15 protein-coding genes and 1 pseudogene are annotated in these 19069 nt (G+C 44.0%); 14 read left to right on the plus strand and 2 right to left on the minus strand.

Annotation, left to right across the window (positions count from 1 at the left end):
- Nucleotides 1-143 precede the first annotated feature (143 nt).
- A complete protein-coding gene (locus PR799_RS12880) occupies nucleotides 144-1151 on the minus strand; it encodes an AraC family transcriptional regulator (protein WP_224060025.1) in 1008 nt (335 codons plus the stop codon).
- Nucleotides 1152-1867: 716 nt separating this feature from the next.
- On the opposite strand from PR799_RS12880, the gene PR799_RS12885 reads away from it, so the two are divergent.
- From PR799_RS12885 to PR799_RS12945, 12 genes and pseudogenes are all read left to right on the plus strand, one after another.
- Nucleotides 1868-4066 carry an indolepyruvate ferredoxin oxidoreductase subunit alpha gene (locus PR799_RS12885; protein WP_336298635.1) on the plus strand — a complete coding sequence of 733 codons (2199 nt, stop codon included), beginning with the start codon at nucleotides 1868-1870 and terminating at the stop codon, nucleotides 4064-4066.
- An 8-nt stretch (nucleotides 4067-4074) separates the two neighbouring features.
- Nucleotides 4075-5619, plus strand: a complete 1545-nt coding sequence (locus PR799_RS12890) for an indolepyruvate oxidoreductase subunit beta family protein (RefSeq protein WP_272522307.1) — start codon at nucleotides 4075-4077, stop codon at nucleotides 5617-5619.
- A 10-nt stretch (nucleotides 5620-5629) separates the two neighbouring features.
- Entirely contained in the window at nucleotides 5630-6052 is a 423-nt protein-coding gene (locus PR799_RS12895; protein ID WP_154602039.1) for an acyl-CoA thioesterase, read from the plus strand.
- A 28-nt stretch (nucleotides 6053-6080) separates the two neighbouring features.
- Nucleotides 6081-8396, plus strand: a complete 2316-nt coding sequence (locus tag PR799_RS12900; RefSeq protein ID WP_272522308.1) for a bifunctional salicylyl-CoA 5-hydroxylase/oxidoreductase — start codon at nucleotides 6081-6083, stop codon at nucleotides 8394-8396.
- A gap of 28 nt (nucleotides 8397-8424) precedes the next feature.
- Nucleotides 8425-9567, plus strand: a complete 1143-nt coding sequence (locus PR799_RS12905) for a cupin domain-containing protein (RefSeq protein ID WP_272522309.1) — start codon at nucleotides 8425-8427, stop codon at nucleotides 9565-9567.
- Between the two features lie 110 nt (nucleotides 9568-9677).
- Entirely contained in the window at nucleotides 9678-10589 is a 912-nt protein-coding gene (locus tag PR799_RS12910) for a fumarylacetoacetate hydrolase family protein (RefSeq protein WP_154627252.1), read from the plus strand.
- Nucleotides 10590-10607: 18 nt separating this feature from the next.
- A complete protein-coding gene (locus tag PR799_RS12915; RefSeq protein ID WP_272522311.1) occupies nucleotides 10608-11639 on the plus strand; it encodes a carbon-nitrogen hydrolase family protein in 1032 nt (343 codons plus the stop codon).
- Entirely contained in the window at nucleotides 11636-12391 is a 756-nt protein-coding gene (locus PR799_RS12920) for a maleate cis-trans isomerase family protein (protein ID WP_154602044.1), read from the plus strand. Before PR799_RS12915 ends, PR799_RS12920 begins: the two co-directional genes overlap by 4 nt.
- 85 nt (nucleotides 12392-12476) lie before the next feature.
- Nucleotides 12477-12929, plus strand: coding sequence for a MarR family winged helix-turn-helix transcriptional regulator (locus tag PR799_RS12925; protein ID WP_036955244.1), 453 nt, complete (start codon nucleotides 12477-12479; stop codon nucleotides 12927-12929).
- A 274-nt stretch (nucleotides 12930-13203) separates the two neighbouring features.
- Nucleotides 13204-14850 (plus strand): Na+/H+ antiporter, encoded by a 1647-nt coding sequence (locus PR799_RS12930; protein ID WP_154627254.1) that lies wholly within the window; start codon nucleotides 13204-13206, stop codon nucleotides 14848-14850.
- A gap of 247 nt (nucleotides 14851-15097) precedes the next feature.
- Nucleotides 15098-15514, plus strand: a pseudogene (locus PR799_RS12935) (YybH family protein).
- 502 nt (nucleotides 15515-16016) lie between these two features.
- A complete protein-coding gene (locus PR799_RS12945; RefSeq protein ID WP_272522316.1) occupies nucleotides 16017-16574 on the plus strand; it encodes a class I SAM-dependent methyltransferase in 558 nt (185 codons plus the stop codon).
- A gap of 46 nt (nucleotides 16575-16620) precedes the next feature.
- On the opposite strand, the gene PR799_RS12950 is transcribed toward PR799_RS12945, so the two are convergent.
- Nucleotides 16621-17241 carry a flavin reductase family protein gene (locus tag PR799_RS12950; protein ID WP_224060037.1) on the minus strand — a complete coding sequence of 207 codons (621 nt, stop codon included), beginning with the start codon at nucleotides 17239-17241 and terminating at the stop codon, nucleotides 16621-16623.
- A 681-nt stretch (nucleotides 17242-17922) separates the two neighbouring features.
- Here PR799_RS12950 and PR799_RS12955 point away from each other — a divergent pair.
- The gene (locus PR799_RS12955; RefSeq protein ID WP_272522319.1) at nucleotides 17923-18267 is read left to right on the plus strand and encodes a helix-turn-helix domain-containing protein; all 345 of its coding nucleotides are present in this window, start codon (nucleotides 17923-17925) and stop codon (nucleotides 18265-18267) included.
- Nucleotides 18268-18400: 133 nt separating this feature from the next.
- Nucleotides 18401-18952 carry a fimbrial protein gene (locus PR799_RS12960; protein WP_272522320.1) on the plus strand — a complete coding sequence of 184 codons (552 nt, stop codon included), beginning with the start codon at nucleotides 18401-18403 and terminating at the stop codon, nucleotides 18950-18952.
- The last annotated feature ends 117 nt before the right edge of the window (nucleotides 18953-19069 follow it).

Raw genomic sequence — 19069 nt, forward strand, 5'->3', positions numbered from 1 at the left:
TGCTGATATTGAAGTACATAATTCCTATTACCTATTTTCATTTTCAGGTGATAGTCGAGTCTTCCATATATGAAAAAATGACCGTACAACTCGCTAATCAGCCATACGGTCATTTTTATCTAGACTGGTTTTACTACATGAATTTACGCTTTTTTCATACTTTGGCTTGGACTCTCTCCATAGCGTTGCTTATATTCTGCGCTAAACCGTCCCATATGGGCGAACCCCCAACGCAATGCTACGCCAGTCACGCTGGTGGCTTCCCCAGACATCAATTCGGCCCTAACTCGCTCCATACGCAAATCACGTAAATATTGCATCGGACTAATATCTAAAAACTCTTTAAAACCGGCATATAAGCTGCGCAAACTGACGCCAGCAATATGGGCGAGTTGTTCAACGGTAATTGGCTCGTGGGCGTGTGCTTCGAGATACTCTTGCACACGGCGTACATGACGCGGACGAATAGTGGCTCGGCGCATACCGGAATCTTCTAAATAATTATGCTGGTGAGTGGAAAGTAGGGTGACAGAAACCAATTGCTCCACTTGGGTGGTTATCAGTTTATGTTGTAGTAAATCAGGCGTACGCGTTGCGCACTCAACCAAATAATTCATCAACGTACGCCATGCAATGCAAGACTGCCAAGCAAACCCTAATTCAAAAACTAACGGTTTCTCTAAGGTATGTCCAAGCTGCCCAACCAATGTACGCTCTAATAAAGAACGAGAAATTCGCAGCATAAATTGGTCATTATCACCATTCCATCGCATCACCGTAGACTCTTCTGGGCTAAGTAAAGAAGCCATCTGCGGTGTGGATTCTAAGGTTTTCCCGCCGCTTTCGATAATTGCACTACCTGACAATGGCATTTGCACCAGAAAAAAATCTTCCAATTGCCCGGGAGTGATAGCCACATCTGCCCCATAGCGCAGGCGGCTGAGGGAAATATCCCCCATTGGAATGTAATGCATTCGAGCATCAAGACGTTGATGCGGGTTAAGTAACTGAAATTGATGGGGCTTCATCACTCGACCCACCATGGATTTGATCTCTTCAGGATCAGCTGAACTGAATAATAATCGCTCAGAAGAACAGAGTTGGTTCTCTATCTGAGGTGCAGGTGCGTAAGGCCATGAATTGCTCAACATAAGGAGGTGCCTCCAAAGTAAACACTGTGCCCTTGATAGGTTGACTAGCGAGTGCCGCGATAAGCTAGAATCCTTGAGGGTCTCTATGGGATATTTCGATATCTCATTGTTATTTTTTTATTATCTTCGACTCATCACACGGGTCGATTTTATTAACATTTCATTAAACAATTTTTAACCAATTGTGCTTCGAACATAGCATAAAGGAATTTGCTTACCTAGCCATATTTGTGCAAAAACTATCCGAATACTGCAAGAAAATAGAGAGAATTCACTGATTGTGATTTCTATAACAAACTAAAAAATAAAGTTATTTTTATTGGATTTTAGTTTTAAATATATGATTATTCATATTGTTTTATATATTTATCTACCTATTAGTTAAGCAAAAAGTTATCTATTGTGGAATTTTATTTTTTATTAGAGGAATACTCTAATTCCCTTCTATTTGTAAGGGCTAATTAGGATTATTAGTTGATTAATTAGGGAAATTAGTCATGAGTATCTTTGGCTCACTTTCTTATCAACTATCTCTCATTTTTCTATTTTATCATTATTTTACAATGATTTTGTCCGCTCTATGCACCCCTTATCCACTCTCTGCAAAAATATAATATGCATGATTAATCATGGATTGACCTTTTCTTAACAAATGAGATACAAGAAAGAAACACAAAAAAGATAACAACGTGCTGACGTTGACTGGTGAGGTTAAAATGGCTGAGCGCTCGTTTGTTCAAGAAGTTCAAAAATTACGGCAGGGTGAAGGTGAAGTCTTCAGCGGTGAAGGGATCCTTGCCGTTACAAAAGCGTTACTCGAATCGGGAGTCTCCTATGTGGCTGGCTATCAGGGCGCACCGATTTCCCACTTGATGGATGTGCTGGCAGATGCGCAGGATATCCTATCGGACTACGGTATTCGTTTCGAAAATAGCGCCAGTGAAGCTACTGCGGCTGCAACACTAGCTGCATCAGTTAACTACCCTTTGCGTGGCGCAGTGACATTCAAAGCAACAGTTGGTACTAACGTGGCTTCAGATGCATTAGCAAACTTAGCCTCTGGCGGCGTACTGGGTGGTGCGTTGATTATCGTCGGCGAAGATTACGGCGAAGGTTCCTCTATCATGCAGGAACGTAGCCACGCATTTGCTATGAAATCCCAAATGTGGCTACTCGACCCACGCCCTAATTTACCTTGTATTGTTCAAGCCGTTAAAGATGGTTTTGACCTTTCCGAAGCCAGCAATACCCCAGTTATGCTGCAAATGCGCATTCGCTCTTGCCATGTTCATGGACAGTTCACATGCTCTGATAACCAACACCCTAAATTTACGGTCAAAGATGCGTTAGAAAACCCAACTCGTGACGTAAGCCGCATCGTGTTACCGCCTGCCAGTTTTTTACATGAAAAAGAGAAAATTGAGGCTCGCTGGCCTGCTGCCATCAAATTTATTCAGCAACGTGAACTCAACGAATTTTTTGCGGAAGATGCCGAAGATGTGGGGATCGCCTTACAAGGTGGCAACTACAACACACTGATCCGTGCATTAAACCAGATTGGTCTCGCCGACGTTTTTGGTAATAGCAAAATCCCGTTGTATGTCATGAATGTGGCGTACCCGCTGATTGATGATGAATTTGAACGCTTTTGCCGCAATAAAAAAGCCATTTTGGTTTTAGAGGAAGGGCAACCCAACTTTGTTGAGCAAAATGTGGCGAACATTTTACGTCAACGCAATGTTGATGTGGCGTTGCATGGCAAGGATATGCTGCCAATGGCGGGAGAATATAACACCGCGACGGTATTGGCGGGGCTGCGCTCGTTTTTCGAACGCTATGGCAAAATCGAGCCACAAGTGAAAGCGGCTGCAAATCAGATTCGTATTCCAACCATTAATGTCGCGGCCGTGAAAGCCGATGATGACCTACCTGAATATGTGAACGCTGCGGAACCTACTCTGAATGAAACGGTACATGCGCGTCCACCAGGGTTCTGTACTGGCTGCCCTGAACGTCCGATTTTTACTGCAATGAAGCTAATTGAGCGTGAACTGGGCGAGCACCATGTGAGTGCAGATATTGGCTGCCATTTATTCTCGATTCTGCCGCCATTTAACCTCGGAAACACCACGATGGGCTACGGGCTGGGTGGTGCGGGTGCCGCTGCGCTGAATGCGAAAGCGGGTAAACGGGCTATTTCTGTGATGGGAGATGGCGGTTTTTGGCATAACGGGTTAACCAGCGGTATTGCTAACAGCGTATTTAACCGTAGCGATAACTTAACTATTGTTGTTGATAACAGTTATACCTCAGCAACGGGTGGACAAGATATTTTGTCGTCAACGGCGCTAAATCCTACTCGCAGTACTGGCCATGAGATTGAAAAAGCCGTTAAAGGTGTTGGGGTGAACTGGGTGAAAACCATCACCCGTACCTACGATTTAAAAGCCATGACGAACACCTTGCGTGAGGCACTGACGACGACAGAAAGCGGTCCTAAAGTGTTAATTGCGCAAAGCGAATGTATGTTGAACAAGCAGCGTCGCGAAAAGAAAAAAGTCCGTGAAGATGTTTCAGCAGGAAAGCGAGTTGTCCGTGAACGTTTTGGTGTTGATTCAGATACTTGCACGGGAGACCACTCCTGTATTCGTTTATCGGGTTGCCCATCTTTATCAATCAAACCTAACCCAGATCCTTTACGGACAGACCCAGTCGCGACAGTGATGGATAGTTGCGTAGGCTGTGGGCTGTGCGGTGAAGTCTCCCATGCAGCAGTGCTGTGTCCTTCATTCTTTAAAGCTCAGATTATTACCAATCCAAATGGTTGGGACAAACTGCGCCACCGTGTTCGCGGCTGGTTTATTGGCTTCTTGCAGCGTCGTGATGCACGCCGCCGTGAACAACTGAGTTTTTAGGGGGGCACATGACTCAATCTTTAATGACTTCTCAACCGTTAATGACTTCTCAACCGCTAATGGCTTTGCAGCCGATCAAAATCGCCATCCTCGCGATGGGGGGGGAAGGTGGTGGCGTGCTCGCCGATTGGATTGTCAATCTTGGCGAAGATAACGGTTATTTTGCGCAAACCACTTCTGTGCCGGGAGTAGCGCAGCGCACAGGGGCAACAATTTATTATGTTGAATTATTCCCTGGTGCTGATAACCCGAAAACGCCTTCACCTGTTTTAGCGTTAATGCCAATGCCCGGTGATGTGGATGTGGTGTTGGCTTCAGAGCTGATGGAGGCTGGGCGCGCTGTACAACGTGGTTTTGTGACTGCGGAGCGTACCACGCTGATTAGTTCGACCCATCGGGTTTATTCCATCGCAGAAAAATCGGCTATGGGGGATGGGCGAGTGGATAGCCAAGCGTTGATCCGCCATGCGGGGCAAGCCGCCCGTCAGTTTGTACATTTTGATATGGCGCAAGCGGCGCAAGAGAGTGGCAGCGTGATCAGCGCCGTATTGTTCGGTGCACTGTTTGGTTCGGGGGTACTGCCCTTTAGCCGTGAACAATTTGAAGAAACCATCGTTCGTGGTGGCGTAGGGGTAAAACCGAGCTTGCGGGCATTTGCACTGGGCGCTGAAAAAGCGGCTCAGCCTGAAGAAGCTTATCAAGCAGAATCCGTAAAATCGGTAGAAAAAACGCCAAAAAACAAACATGTAGCTGCTCTCCTTTCTCGGATTGAAGGTCAGTTTCCTGACCATGTTCACTACCTTGCAACAGAAGGTGTTCGCCGACTGGTTGATTATCAAGACCCTGCGTATGCCGAAACGTACCTCAATCGACTGCAAGGGTTGTTTGCGCAAAAAGGCGGTGATGATCCGCGTTTGCAGCGTGCGCTAGTGCGCCACTTAGCGCTATGGATGTCTTATGAGGACACCATTCGCGTCGCAGACTTAAAAATTCGAGATAGCCGTTTTGCCCGAGTACGCAGTGAAGTCCAAGCGAAAGATAACCAATTGCTCGACATCAATGAATTTATGCATCCAAGAATCGAAGAGATTTGCGAAACGCTTCCCAAAAGTTTAGGCAACTGGTTGATGAAACCACATTGGGTACACAAAGCCGTTCGCAAATTGACGCAAAGGGGACGAACAATCACTACCAGTTCCTTGTGGGGATTCTTACAGTTGTACGTGCTAGCCGCATGGCGCAGAGGGCGTCGCTCAACGCTGCGTTATCAGCTTGAAAATAATCGCATTGAAAAATGGCTAGCCACCGTCGTGCAAGCCGCAAAAAGTAACCCTGCTTTGGCAACCGAAATTGCGCAATGCCAGAGAGTGGTTAAGGGGTATAGCGACACCCATGCTCGTGGATTGCGCAATTTCCAAGTTTTGATGGAGATTGTTGAACGTCATGGTAGCCAGCTAGCACCGATTAATTTACGTGAATTACGTGAAGCGGCGCTGGCGGATGAACATGGTAATGAGTTGAAAAAATGCCGTCAGCGTTTGGCGATGGAATAAGGATAGCATCATGAGTTTACTGACATTTTCTCGAAACCATCGGATCAATTTTTCAGAGTGTGATCCCGCTGGGATCGTGTTTTACCCGCAATATTTCGTGATGTTTAACAACCTCATTGAGCGTTGGTTTGATGAATTACTCCCTGAAGGATTTGCGGGGTACATCCTCGATCAGCGCTTTGGTTTGCCCACGGTGCATTTAGAGGCGGATTTTAAAGCGATTAGCCGTATGGGAGATGATGTTCAGCTTGAGCTGCATGTCGAACGCATAGGCGGTAAATCACTAACTTTACGTCAACGCTGTATCAGCCTTGATGGCGAGTTGCGCATGGAAGTGACGCAAACTTATGTCACTACATCACTGATTACGCATCAGGCTATTCCAATCCCTGAAGCACTGTATAGCGCCTTAACCCAGCAGCAACCGGTGTAATGGCACAACGTAATAAAGGAGAAATTCCATGAATATCGTTTGTATCGGCGGCGGTCCCGCTGGGCTTTATTTTGGGTTGCTGATGAAACTGCAAAACCCAAGTAACCGTGTGGTGGTGGTTGAACGTAACCGCCCTTATGACACCTTCGGTTGGGGCGTGGTATTTTCTGATGCCACATTAAGTAATTTGCGCAAAGCAGATCCCGTCTCAGCAGAAACGATCAGTGCTGAATTTAGCCATTGGGATGATATCGACATTCATTTTAAAGGTAGCTGTAACCGTAGTGGCGGGCATGGCTTCATTGGTATTGGGCGTAAAAAGCTTCTCAATATCTTGCAAGATCGCTGCCTTGAAGTGGGTGTGGAATTGGTATTTGAGACCCAAGTGGCGGATGACCAAGAAATTGCACGTCAATATGATGCGGATCTAGTGATTGCGTCTGATGGGATCAACAGCGCAGTCCGTACTCGCTATGAAAATATCTTCAAACCCGATATTGATCAACGTCGTTGCCGTTTTGTTTGGTTAGGTACAAAAAAGATTTTCGACGCATTTACCTTCTTGTTCGCGGAAAATGAACACGGTTGGTTCCAAGTTCACGCTTATCAATTCCAAGAAGGGTTATCCACATTTATCGTGGAAACCACCGAAGAAACTTGGCTGAAAGCGGGTATTGACCAAATGTCTCAAGAAGATGGGATTGCCTACTGTGAAAAGCTGTTCGCCCCGTGGCTGGACGGCGAAAAACTGATTGCCAATGCAGCGCACTTACGTGGTGCAGCGATTTGGATCCGTTTCCCTCGCGTAATTTGTGATAACTGGGTGCACTGGACACAACCAACAAGCAGCAAGGAAGTTCCTGTGGTGCTGATGGGGGATGCCGCTCATACCGCCCACTTCTCTATTGGTTCAGGCACTAAACTGGCTCTGGAAGATGCGATTGAGCTGTGCGAGAGCTTGAAAGCAACTCAAGGCGATTTGCGCAAGGGGCTTGAGCACTACCAAAAAGTTCGCAGTGTCGAAGTGCTAAAAATCCAGAATGCGGCACGTAACTCAACTGAGTGGTTTGAAAACGTGCAGCGCTATGAAAACCTTGACCCTGAGCAGTTTGCTTATTCTTTATTAACCCGTTCTCAGCGCATCTCTCATGAAAATTTACGTGTGCGTGATAGCAACTGGTTAACCCATTATGAAAACTGGTTTGCCGAAAAATCGGGTTTACCAACGCAGGTGGCTAACCAAAAAGTCACCCCGATGTTGACGCCATTTCGCTTGCGTAATGTGGAACTGAAAAACCGCGTGATAGCGTCTCCAACGCTGCTGTATTGCGCAACTGATGGGTTAGTCAGTGATTTCCATCTGGTGCATATTGGTAGCCGCGCATTAGGTGGGGCTAGCCTGATTATGACGGAAATGACGGCGATTTCTCCTGAAGCACGAGTCACGACAGGCTGCCCGGGTATTTGGAATGATGCGCAAGTGGCGGCATGGAAAAATGTAACGCAATTTGTACACCAGAAAACAGATGCGAAAATTGGTATCCAATTGGGGCATGCTGGGCGTCGTGGTTCAACACAGCGCGGCTGGGAGCAAGAAAACCACCCAATGAAACAAGGTAATTGGCCATTAGTTTCCGCATCACCATTACCTTATTTACCTTCAATTTCACAGACACCCACTGAGCTAACCGAAGCCCAAATGGCGACGATTATCGACCAGTTCGTGGCGGCAGCAAAATGCGCAGATCAAGCTGGTTTTGATTGGTTAGAGCTGCAAGCTGGGCATGGCTATCTGTTATCGAGCTTTATCTCTCCATTAACTAACCAGCGTACCGATGGGTTCGGCGGCTCGCTAGAAAATCGTCTGCGTTTTCCGTTAGCGGTGGTGAGCGCAGTCAGAAAAGTATGGTCTGACGATAAGCCATTGTCTGTGCGCATCTCTGCGACAGATTGGGTTGAAGGCGGCACAACAGTCGATGAGGCGGTATTAATTGGGCAGGCACTTCATCAAGCGGGCGCGGATATTATCGACTGCTCATCGGGTGAAGTTTCTCCTCTTCAGCAGCCAGTTTATGGGCGTATGTACCAAACCCCAATGGCGGATCGTATTCGCAATGAAGGATCGGTACCGGTGATTGCCGTCGGAGCGATCACTGATGCGGATCAAGTGAATAGCATTATCGCGTCAGGACGAGCAGATCTTTGTGCGCTCTCTCGACCACTCCTTGCCGACCCTGCTTGGTTACTCCATGAGTGTGCTCGCTTTGGGTGGAATTCAGTCACGTGGCCAGCGCCTTATGAATATGGTCGCCAACAATTAATCCAACAATCGAAAAGCCGTTAATGGCGTAAATGCGAGAGGAGGAAACACCATGACAGCCCACTCCCATGAAATTCAGTCCCATGACCAATACAGAGAAAATGTCGCAGGACGCGCAGATGTGGAAGATACACCAGAATTGTTAAAGTATTACAAACAGTTAGATGAACTCAAGACGGGCGCATTATGGACGGTTGCCAACAAAATAGAGCCGTGGCAGCCAAAATCACAATCCGTGCCTGTGTTATGGCGCTACCAAGATTTGCGTGAGCATGTTTTGCGTTCGGTAGATTTAGTGACCCCAGAAAAAGCGGGTCGCCGCGTGATCTACTTAAATAACCCGGGGCGCCAAGATGTGGCGGCTGCCGTGGGTTGGTTATATTCGGGTTTGCAGGTGATGCATCCCGGGGAAGCGGCTTCTGCTCATGCTCATTCATCATCAGCATTGCGTTTCATTATGGAAGGGCGTGGCGCCTACACCATTGTGGAAGGGCAAAAAATGATTCTAGAAGCCAATGATTTTGTACTAACGCCTAACGGTACTTGGCATGAACATGGGGTGGAAGAAGGCGGGCTACCGTGTATTTGGCAGGATGGTCTCGATATTCCATTAGTCAATGCGATGGAAGCGGGTTTCTACAAGGTTCACCCTGATTTACATCAAGCGCAAACTCGCCCAATTGATTATCCCGTTGGCATGTGGGGAGCGACAGCATTGCGCCCACACCATGTGGGATGGGATAAGCCGTATTCGCCATTATTCAAATATCAGTGGGGGCCAACTTATGAAGCATTGCAACGCGCTGCAAAAGTGACGGATGGCTCGGTGTTTGATGATGTTTTAATGAACTACACCAACCCATTAACGGGCGGACCTGTGATGCCAACTATTGGGGCTAGTATGCAGTTATTACGCCCTGGGTTTGTTGGTAAAGCTCATCGCCATACGGGCAGTTTTATTTACCAAGTGGCGAAAGGAAAAGGGTATTCGATTATTAATGGGCAGCGCTTTGACTGGCAAGAGCGAGATATTTTCTGCGTGCCATCATGGATGTTCCACGAACATGTGAATACATCCCAGAGTGAAGACGCGTGTCTGTTCTGTTTTAACGACCTGCCAGTGATGCACTCCCTTGGTCTCTATTATGAAGAGGCGCTTGTGGACAATGACGGGCGCCAAAAGGTGATTAGCTAAGTTTTTATTCTAACTATTTATTTTTTTAGCTATTTATTCCGATTATTGATTTTAATTATTTACGTGAAGATTTCAGTTAGGTCTTAAGACCTGACTCAAGGAGAAAAATTATGCGTCTTATTACTTACCGTTCAGATGTGACCGCAGCAGCACGTTTAGGGGCGATTGTTAACGAGCAAGTCGTGGATTTAGCGAGATTAGCTGAAGAGAACGGCCAATATCTCCCTGATAATATGTTGGATTTTATTGATTTAGGCCCTCAAGGGATCCGTGCAGGTACTGAATTATTAAACGCACATAAAGGTCAATTTCCTGCAGGAACGGCGTGGCCTGTTCAGAACGTGAAAATTTTAGCGCCAATCCCGCGCCCAAGAAAAAATATCTTTGGGATTGGTTTGAACTATGTTGAACACGTTGCGGAATCGAGCCGTACGCTGGATACCTCTAAAGAGCTACCAAAAGAGCCCGTTATTTTCTCTAAACCGCCAACAACGGTGATTGGCCCAGGTGATGCGATTGAGCACAACAGTAAAATCACTCAGCAGCTGGATTGGGAAGTGGAGTTGGCGGTGATTATGGGGACGCGTGCTAAAGGGGTATCTGAAGCAGACGCACTGAATTATGTGTTCGGTTATAGCTTAATGATTGATATGAGTGCGCGTGATTGCCGTCGTGCGGGTCAATGGATCTACTCAAAAGGTCAGGATACTTACGCGCCATTTGGCCCGTGCATCGTAACGGCTGATGAAATTCCTGATCCTCACTCACTGAATCTGAGTTTGAAAGTTAACGGTGTAACCAAGCAAGACTCCAATACTCGCCACATGCTGTTTAACGTGAATGCGTTAATTGCTGATATCAGCAAAGGCATTACCTTAGAGCCGGGGGATATTATCGCAACAGGTACTCCTGAAGGGGTTGGTGCGGGTCGTTCTCCACAAGAGTGGGTATGGCCGGGTGATGTGATTGAAGCGTATGTCGAAAAAATCGGTGAATTACGCCATCCAGTGGTTGCGGTATAACCCAAGGGAGATAGCAATATGTTGAATCTACCTCAATTTAAGGCGGCGGCAGTACAGGCCGCCCCTGTATTCCTCGATACTGATGCGACTGTTGATAAAGTGTGTCGGTTGATTGAAGAAGCGGCTGATAATGGTGCCAAATTAGTGGCATTTCCTGAAGTGTTTGTCTCTGGCTACCCGTATTGGAGCTGGGTGATGAACCCAATTGATGGCAGCCCTTGGTTTGAGAAACTGTGCAAATCTGCCATTGAAGTTCCGGGGCCGGAAATTAAACGAATCGCCCAAGCCGCTGCTCGTCACCATATCAACGTGGTGGTGGGTGTGAATGAGCGTAATCCGAACGGGATTGCCACGCTATACAACACGTTAGTCACGATTTCTGATGAAGGTAAAATTTTAGGGCGTCACCGTAAATTAGTCCCAACGTGGGCGGAAAAATTGACGTGGGCAAATGGGGATGCTTCCTCGCTGAAAGTTCACCAAACCAGTATTGGGCCTTTAGGGGCGCTGGCATGTGGCGAAAATACCAATACGTTGGCGCGTTTCTCGTTATTGGCTCAAGGTGAATTGGTTCATATTGCCAGTTATATTGCACTGCCGGTGGCACCAAAAGACTACGATATGGCAGATGCGATTCGTTTACGAGCTTCAGCTCACTGCTTTGAAGGTAAAGTGTTTACCATCATTTCGTGTTCAACAGTTTCTGAAGAAATCGTTGAAGCTATGGCTGCGTCGCATCCCGAATCCCGTGAGTTGCTCGCGCGTCAAAATAGCGCGTTTTCCGGCATTATCGGCCCCGACGGTCGAGTGATTGGGGAACCATTGATTGATAAAGAAGGTATTGTATACGCTGAAATTGATTTGAATCGCTGTATTCAACCTCGCCAAATGCATGATATTACAGGGCACTATAATCGCTTTGATATCTTTGACTTACAGGTCAATAGACGCCCATTAACGGCGGCTCGTTTCCATCATGGTGGACAAGATGTTGATGAACTTAATCAGTTTGCTGAATCGGATGACTCTTCAGTGGAGAAAGGACTATGAGCTTAGCACGTACATTTCGTATTGGTCAGATTGTGCCTTCATCAAATACCACGATGGAAACTGAAATTCCGGCCATATTGCGCGCCCGTGAAGCGATGTTTGCCGAGCGTTTTACGTTCCACTCTAGCCGTATGCGTATGCAGAAAGTCACCAAAGATGAATTAGCAAAGATGGATTCAGACAGTGACCGTTGTGCCATTGAGCTGTCAGATGCCGATGTTGATGTATTAGGGTATGCCTGCTTGGTTGCTATTATGAGCATGGGAAAAGGCTATCACCGTGTTTCGCAAAAACGCCTTCATCAATGCACCATCGATAACGGGCATCCAGCACCAGTAGTCACCAGTGCAGGCGCGTTAGTCGAAGGGTTACATGCCATTGGCGCAAAAAAAGTGTCGATTTTGACGCCGTACATGAAGCCATTAACGCAAATGGTCATCGACTATATTGAACATGAAGGTATTGAAGTGGTGGATAGCATTTCGTTGGAGATCCCTGACAACCTCGAAGTGGGCAGACAAAACCCATTAGCGCCAGTGGAAATCACCAAAAAGCTGAACACCAATGTGGATGCGATTGTGGCATCGGCTTGTGTGCAAATGCCATCATTACCATCGATTCAACTGATTGAAAATAGAGTGGGTTTACCAGTGTTGTCATCGTCTGTGGCAACAACCTACATGATGCTAAAAAAATTGGGGCTAGATACGCGAGTGGATGGTTTTGGCTCGCTACTTAGCGGAAGATTTTAGTTAAATTATGTTAAGAGTTCAGTTTCCTTCTGCTACTCTGCTAGCTTCTAATGTCATAAAACCAGAAGCGAGAAAAGAGGAATTGATGCCTGAATCGAAAGTCTTCGTTGATAATTACCTGCCTGCTCTTTTGGGGCAGGCATGGATGCTAGTTTCATCTGAATTTCATGCAGTTGTGGAAGCTAATGGGCTATCTGTTTTGGAGTGGCGAGTTCTTTCCACATTAGCTAATAATGGTTCGATGGGGATCACCGAGCTGTCGCAAAAAACTGTCAGTAAGCAACCAACAATCACGCGGGTATTACAACGATTAGAGCAGCAAGGGCATGTGATCCGCCACAATAACCATACGGGAAGTGACCGCCGTGTGACACTCGTGAGTGTGACGTCGAGTGGCGTCGAGTTAGTCGAAGGGTTATTGATTGCTGCGGAAGAACACGAAAGGCAGGTTTTGGCTCCTCTTGGTGTTCGTAAAAGCAAAATGCTCAAGCAAGTTTTACAAGAATTGATTGATAGACATAGCCCAGAAATCAAATAGATAAGTTACATTGAAATACTCGGAATTATCCGTTTTTGATGAGTGATAAGGATTTATAACAGAAGAACAGATTAAATCCTTATAAAACACTAGTGTATTGAATAGAAATGTAATGTATTGGAAATTAAGTAATATCCTGTAACACAATGATTGCTATCGTAGTTTTTGATTTGTTTTGTTTTTTTATTCGGTAATAAATTGATGCTTTACATTGATTTGATTTATCTATTTACTGCAAGGCAGATAACTAAGATAAACCATTATGGAGCACTCAATGTCAGTAGTGACACTTGTACTCGTTTTTTTACTTGCAGTCATCGTGAGCGTATTTGTTTCTCGATTACTTAAAGACATCATTCCATTACCAATTATCCAGATAGCGCTAGGGGCTGCCTTGTCGTTATACGGATTTACAGTGGAATTCGAACCGCATCTTTTTCTATTTTTATTTATTCCTCCATTGCTATTTCTTGATGGATGGCGAATTCCCAAAGAAGCCTTATTCCAAGAAATTAAGCCAATTATGTCATTGGCGATTGGCTTGGTGGTCGTCACCGTTATTGGGATGGGGTTCTTTATCCATTGGCTGATCCCAACGATTTCACTGGCGGTTGCTTTTGCACTGGCAGCTATCCTTTCCCCAACTGACCCTGTGTCGGTATCTGCGATGACCGTGAATTCGCCACTGCCATCGCGTATGGCGCACATTCTTGAAGGAGAATCTCTACTCAATGATGCGACGGGCTTAGTGTGCTTTAGCTTTGCGGTTGTGGCTGCGCTGACAGGGGAGTTTTCTCTGACATCTGCTGCGGGTCAATTTGTGCTGGTGGCATTTGGTGGGATAGCGATTGGTTTATTAGTCGCATGGGCAATCGGCTGGTTAAACCAATTCTTGGTCAAGCGTACGGGTGAAGAGCCGGCTATCCAAATTATGATTAGCCTATTGATGCCATTTACAGCGTATCTGCTGGCTGAACATCTGCATGTTTCTGGGATCCTTGCCGCCGTTGTTGCGGGTATTGCGATGCACTACGAAAAAATCGCAGGGCGCATGCAAGCAGCGACTCGTATGCAAAGTAAGGCCGTTTGGGACACGGTACAAACAGGCTTAAACGGCATGATCTTTATTCTGCTGGGTGAGCAGCTACCAGGTATGTGGACGAATCTACCGCAAGTAGCCGAAGCCGCAGGTGCTAGCCATCCTTGGATGTTGTTTGTGTATGTTGCGGTTATCACCCTTGCATTAGGTGCGCTGCGTTTTGCTTGGGTATGGGTATCAATGACCCTGACCGTTTTCCACAATCGTCGCCGCGGAAAGCAAGCGGATGAAGTGCGCATTCGCATGATGGCGGTGATGGCAACGGCAGGAGTTCGCGGGGCAATTACGTTAGCAGGTATTTTAACATTGCCATTTTTAATGCCAGATGGGTCATTATTCCCTAACCGTGATGTGGCTATCTTCCTCTCAATGGGCGTGATCCTGTGTTCGCTGTTAATTGCTAGCATCGCATTGCCGATTTTAACCAAAGGTTTGGTGCAAGATTTACCTTACGATAACGATGAAATTCGTGCACGTTTGGCATTAAATGAAGCCGCAATGGCGCATATTCGTGAATTAATGAATCACCCTTCTGACGACATGGATGAGATCGCGATGCGTACCGAAGTGGGTGCTCAGCTGTTAGAAATCTATGGTCGCCGTTTGGATAATACGGATGAAACGGAATCGGATGTATTTGATTTACATAGAATGATCGAAATGGAACGTTCGATGTCAGATTCGGCTCTGAAAGCGAAACGTGAAGCGCTATACCAAATGCGTAAAGGGAAAAACATCAATGAGCGTGTGTATCATCGCTTACGTGATGAGCTTGATTTAAAAGAAGAAACATTAAATCACCATAAGAGTTCAAAACACTGATTCATGGTATGTTGACTCAAACCGCTTAAGATAACTTAAGCCATTTTTACATCATCATTGAAATATATTTTATTATTGATAATGTAATCTCTAATTATATTCAGGAAAAAATTATGTCACAGCATGTCGCTCACCTCATTATTATGATGACCATCACTTAACTGGTGGGAGTTTGCTGCATCCTCAACCCGCCAGATAAGGCGGGTTTTTTGTCCTTGTCTGGTTAGCATTCAACAAGGAGCCCTCTATGAATCTTTTCGAAAATACTCAAAAACATACGCAAGAACTTGAAGCCCTAATTGCTAACGCAGATCGTGCCATCACAGAAGAAAATTTCAGCTATTTAATGAGTTTTTATTCTGAGAATGGCGCATTAGTGGTGAAAGACGGTTTACATGTCCATGGGAAAGAGAGCCTAAAGAAAGCGTTTTCAGCCATCGCTGAATTTTTTAATCACAGCCTGCAAGTGTCTCAAGGTGCGGTGAAAGTTATTTTTGGTGAAGATTGTGCCTTAGTCTTGGCTGAAACTATTTTGAGTGCGTAAATGCAAGACGGTACATCATTTAACACGGTGCGAGATGCTACCTACGTTTTTAAACTGATCGATGGTAAGTGGCTATGTGTGATTGATAATTCCTATGGAACTTCATTGCTGAAATCCTAAGTCTTCACCGATTGTGTCATGAAAAAACAGCGAAATTCAGTTTACGTAATAAATGGTTTTTTATTGTAATTATTAAGCTTTACTGTTGTCTTTAGAGTTAAGTCTAAGGTTTATACTCGAGACAAGAATAACGGTGGAGGATATTTATTATGTCAATTTTCAGCTGGTTATTTAATCTCGGTAGAAATCGTTATGACTCGAAACGCGATAGTCAATATCGAGGTCATTCAGGACATGGCAGCAGTTCTAAGCATGGTTCTAGAAGTAAACATGACTCTAGCAGTAAACATGACTCTAGAAGTAAACATGACTCTCGAGGTAAACACGGCGGGGGTTATCAATACAATGATGGTCGAAGCGAAGATAATTATTTTTCACAGGGGCAAAATTTTCAAAAGATAAGATGCCGACAATGCCAAAGAGCCGTAGACCCAAATGCCAATTTTTGCGGTGAATGTGGAGCATCAACTTAAGGAAATAGAAAAGGTATTTAGGAGGAAGTATGGCGGAATCGTTTTTTTCTCATAAAAATCATTACCAACTCTATGTTAAGAATTTTATTGCATCACCAGCTTCGATGGGGACGGTGTTTCCATCATCCCGTTGGTTATGCAGTACCATGGTCGATAATATCGATTGGGCACAGTGCAACCAGATAGCGGAAATTGGCGCGGGTAATGGCGTTATGACTCGCTATATCGTGGATAAAATTACGGCGAAAACACGTTTAGATCTCTATGAAATTAATCGTGATTTTCTTGATATTTTAAATCAGATTGATGACCCGAGAGTGGCGGTTAATCCATGCTCTGCAGAATATTTATTGGGTGATTATGATTTGATCATTTCAGGAATTCCTTTTCTGTCCCTGAATAAAAAAACCAGCATGCGAATATTAAAACAGGTACGTCAGAGCTTAGTAAAGAATCAGGGTAAATTGGTGTTATTTCAGTATACCCAAGGTTGTGAGCCTCTATTTTCACGTTATTTTTCATTTACAAAAGAACGCGTATATCGCAATTTTCCACCTGCTTGGGTGTATACCTGTGTACCCAAATAACGCATCTTAGGCCAGCGAGATAGAAACTGGCCTAAGGCTTTTTACGTTATTTAGGGCGATACATTTCGAGTTTTTGTTGCTCTTCAATCCAGTAATAATCAGCCGGTCCCCCCGCCCGCATCAGGGGCTTTTGGCGAGCACTGTTATATAAGCCTTGCTCTAAGGTAGCTTCATCGATATGCACCATCACGACTTCCCCCATGACCATCCACGTATCCAGTAGGCTACCGTCTGCACGCTTTAATTGCTGATATTCAGTGACCACACACTCCATGGAAACAGGCGTTTGGGCGATGCGTGGAGGCGTAATTAATGTAGACGGTAAGGTGGAAAGCCCAGTCAGATCAAACTCACTTTCTCCACGAGGTAACATCGCACTGCTTGAATTGACCTGCTGTCCAAGTTCAAGAGTCGCAAGGTTATAAACGAACTCACCTGTTTCGATAGCATTGGTGACGGAATCTTTTTTTCCAACACTTGAAAAGACCAAAATAGGGGGGGAGTAGTTAAAAATATTGAAGAAGCTATAGGGCGCAAGGTTGGTGTTGCCTTGCTTATCACATGTGGAGATCCAACCAATAGGGCGCGGACCAATTAATGAGGGGATGGGATCATGGGGAAGCCCATGGCCTTGTTGAGGTTGGTAACTGTAAAACTGAGTTTTCATCATTGGCTCCTTTTTTCGTTATCCTAACGGATTAATTTATTCTAGTTAATATTAGAAAATGAAAAGTGCACGATATGCATAGTTTAAGCATGATATGGATAGTAAACAGTTTTTCATAGTTAAATTTATTAATCTTAATGAATTTAAATTATATTTTAAATTTTATTTTTTGAATTTATATAACTCGTAATATGAGTTGTTTAAGTGTTTTTTTATTCTCTGTGAAAATATTAAGTTTTTATCTTTGATATTTTTTTGTTATGAAGATTAAATAGATTTTACTAGGTTATTATGCCAGATATTTATAATTGGAATGGTTTCTTTTTTTTAATTTTAAATGATATTTTTTTGATGCCTTATTATGCTTAAAATAAATATAAGTTTAAATTATGAGCTAATTATATTATGCGTGTGAGTATTTTTAATTTATTGATATTTAATGTTATATGAAAAAAATCATGATATTCAAACGATCAATAAATAAAGTTTGATAGGCATTAGCTATTAAATTGTATAATTTCGATCGATATAAACGTATTTACAGATTTATTTAGTGTATCTATATTTTAATAAATTAAATTTCCTGCACTTTGGATATATCCATTTTTTATTACGCTATTTTCTCAATGAATTGGCTACCTTTGAGTAAATAAAATTAAAGCTATTTAAATTGGTTTTAATATGATGAAAAACAAATATCGATTACGTGAAGAAGTTGGTTCATTTATCAGAGAAGCACGGCTTAATTGTTCATTAACTGGTGAGGAATTAGGACGTATGCTTCATATTAGTCAGCAACAAATATCTCGCTATGAACGTGGAATTACGAGCATAAATATAGAAACGCTTGATGCCATATTAAATAAATTAGGTAAGGATTGGTCTGAATTCTTTTTCAAAGTTATTGCTAACTATTCAGATGAAATAGCAGAGATAAAACTACAAGATAATTTTTTATTTCAAGATAAAAAATCAAAACATTCTTATTACGATAAATTAAAGTTCAAAGCCTTACATGATCTTTAATAACGAATAATAAAATTAAAATTCCCTCATTAAATATATAACTTGTTGTTATTTAAATATTTTTCTGTCCCCATTAATTATTTAATAGTGTATTGCGTTTCTCTCATTTTTTAAACGAAAGGAAAGTCATTATATGAAACTTAATCAGTTAGCAATCATTACACTGCTGGCAACATCAGCGACTTCTTTTAGTGTCATGGCGGAGAATACAGGCACGGTGAATTTTATCGGCTCAGTGGTGACTTCACCCTGCAATATTGCACAATCATCGTTAAAACAAACTATTGATTTTGGGCAACTTTCTCGCCGTGGTTTAGAGAATGGTCGTACAGCGGAAGTGAATTTTAATATTGAGTTAACGGGATGTGATTTTTCAGATTACACCAAAGATTCTACTGGCACAGTAGCGGCGGTGAAAAGCATGGAGTTAGTCTTTACAGGGCAAAACTACGCTGATGCGGGTAACACTTTGCTCTCAACCTCTCCGGGCAATGCAAACAACGTGGGTATTGGTATTGATGGTTTTGAATTTGGTAAAGCTAAAGATATTTTATCGAGCATTATCAATAAGAAGGGGGATAACACCTTAACCTTCAAAGCATTAGCTAAAGCGGTTGATACCACAAAAGATGTCGCTGAAGGTAAGTTTAGCGCCGTGACTAACTTCCGAATTACCTATCAGTAAGCATCTGAGTCTACCGCCAGTGAACAACTGGCGGTATCAGGACTGGATTGAAGGAGAACGTTGAGGGAGACAATTGTGATTGTTTATCAATGGGTAACTCGCCAATTAGCTCAACTG

It is taken from the genome of Providencia sp. PROV202 (assembly GCF_028479565.1).
Classification (GTDB): Bacteria; Pseudomonadota; Gammaproteobacteria; order Enterobacterales; family Enterobacteriaceae; genus Providencia; species Providencia zhijiangensis.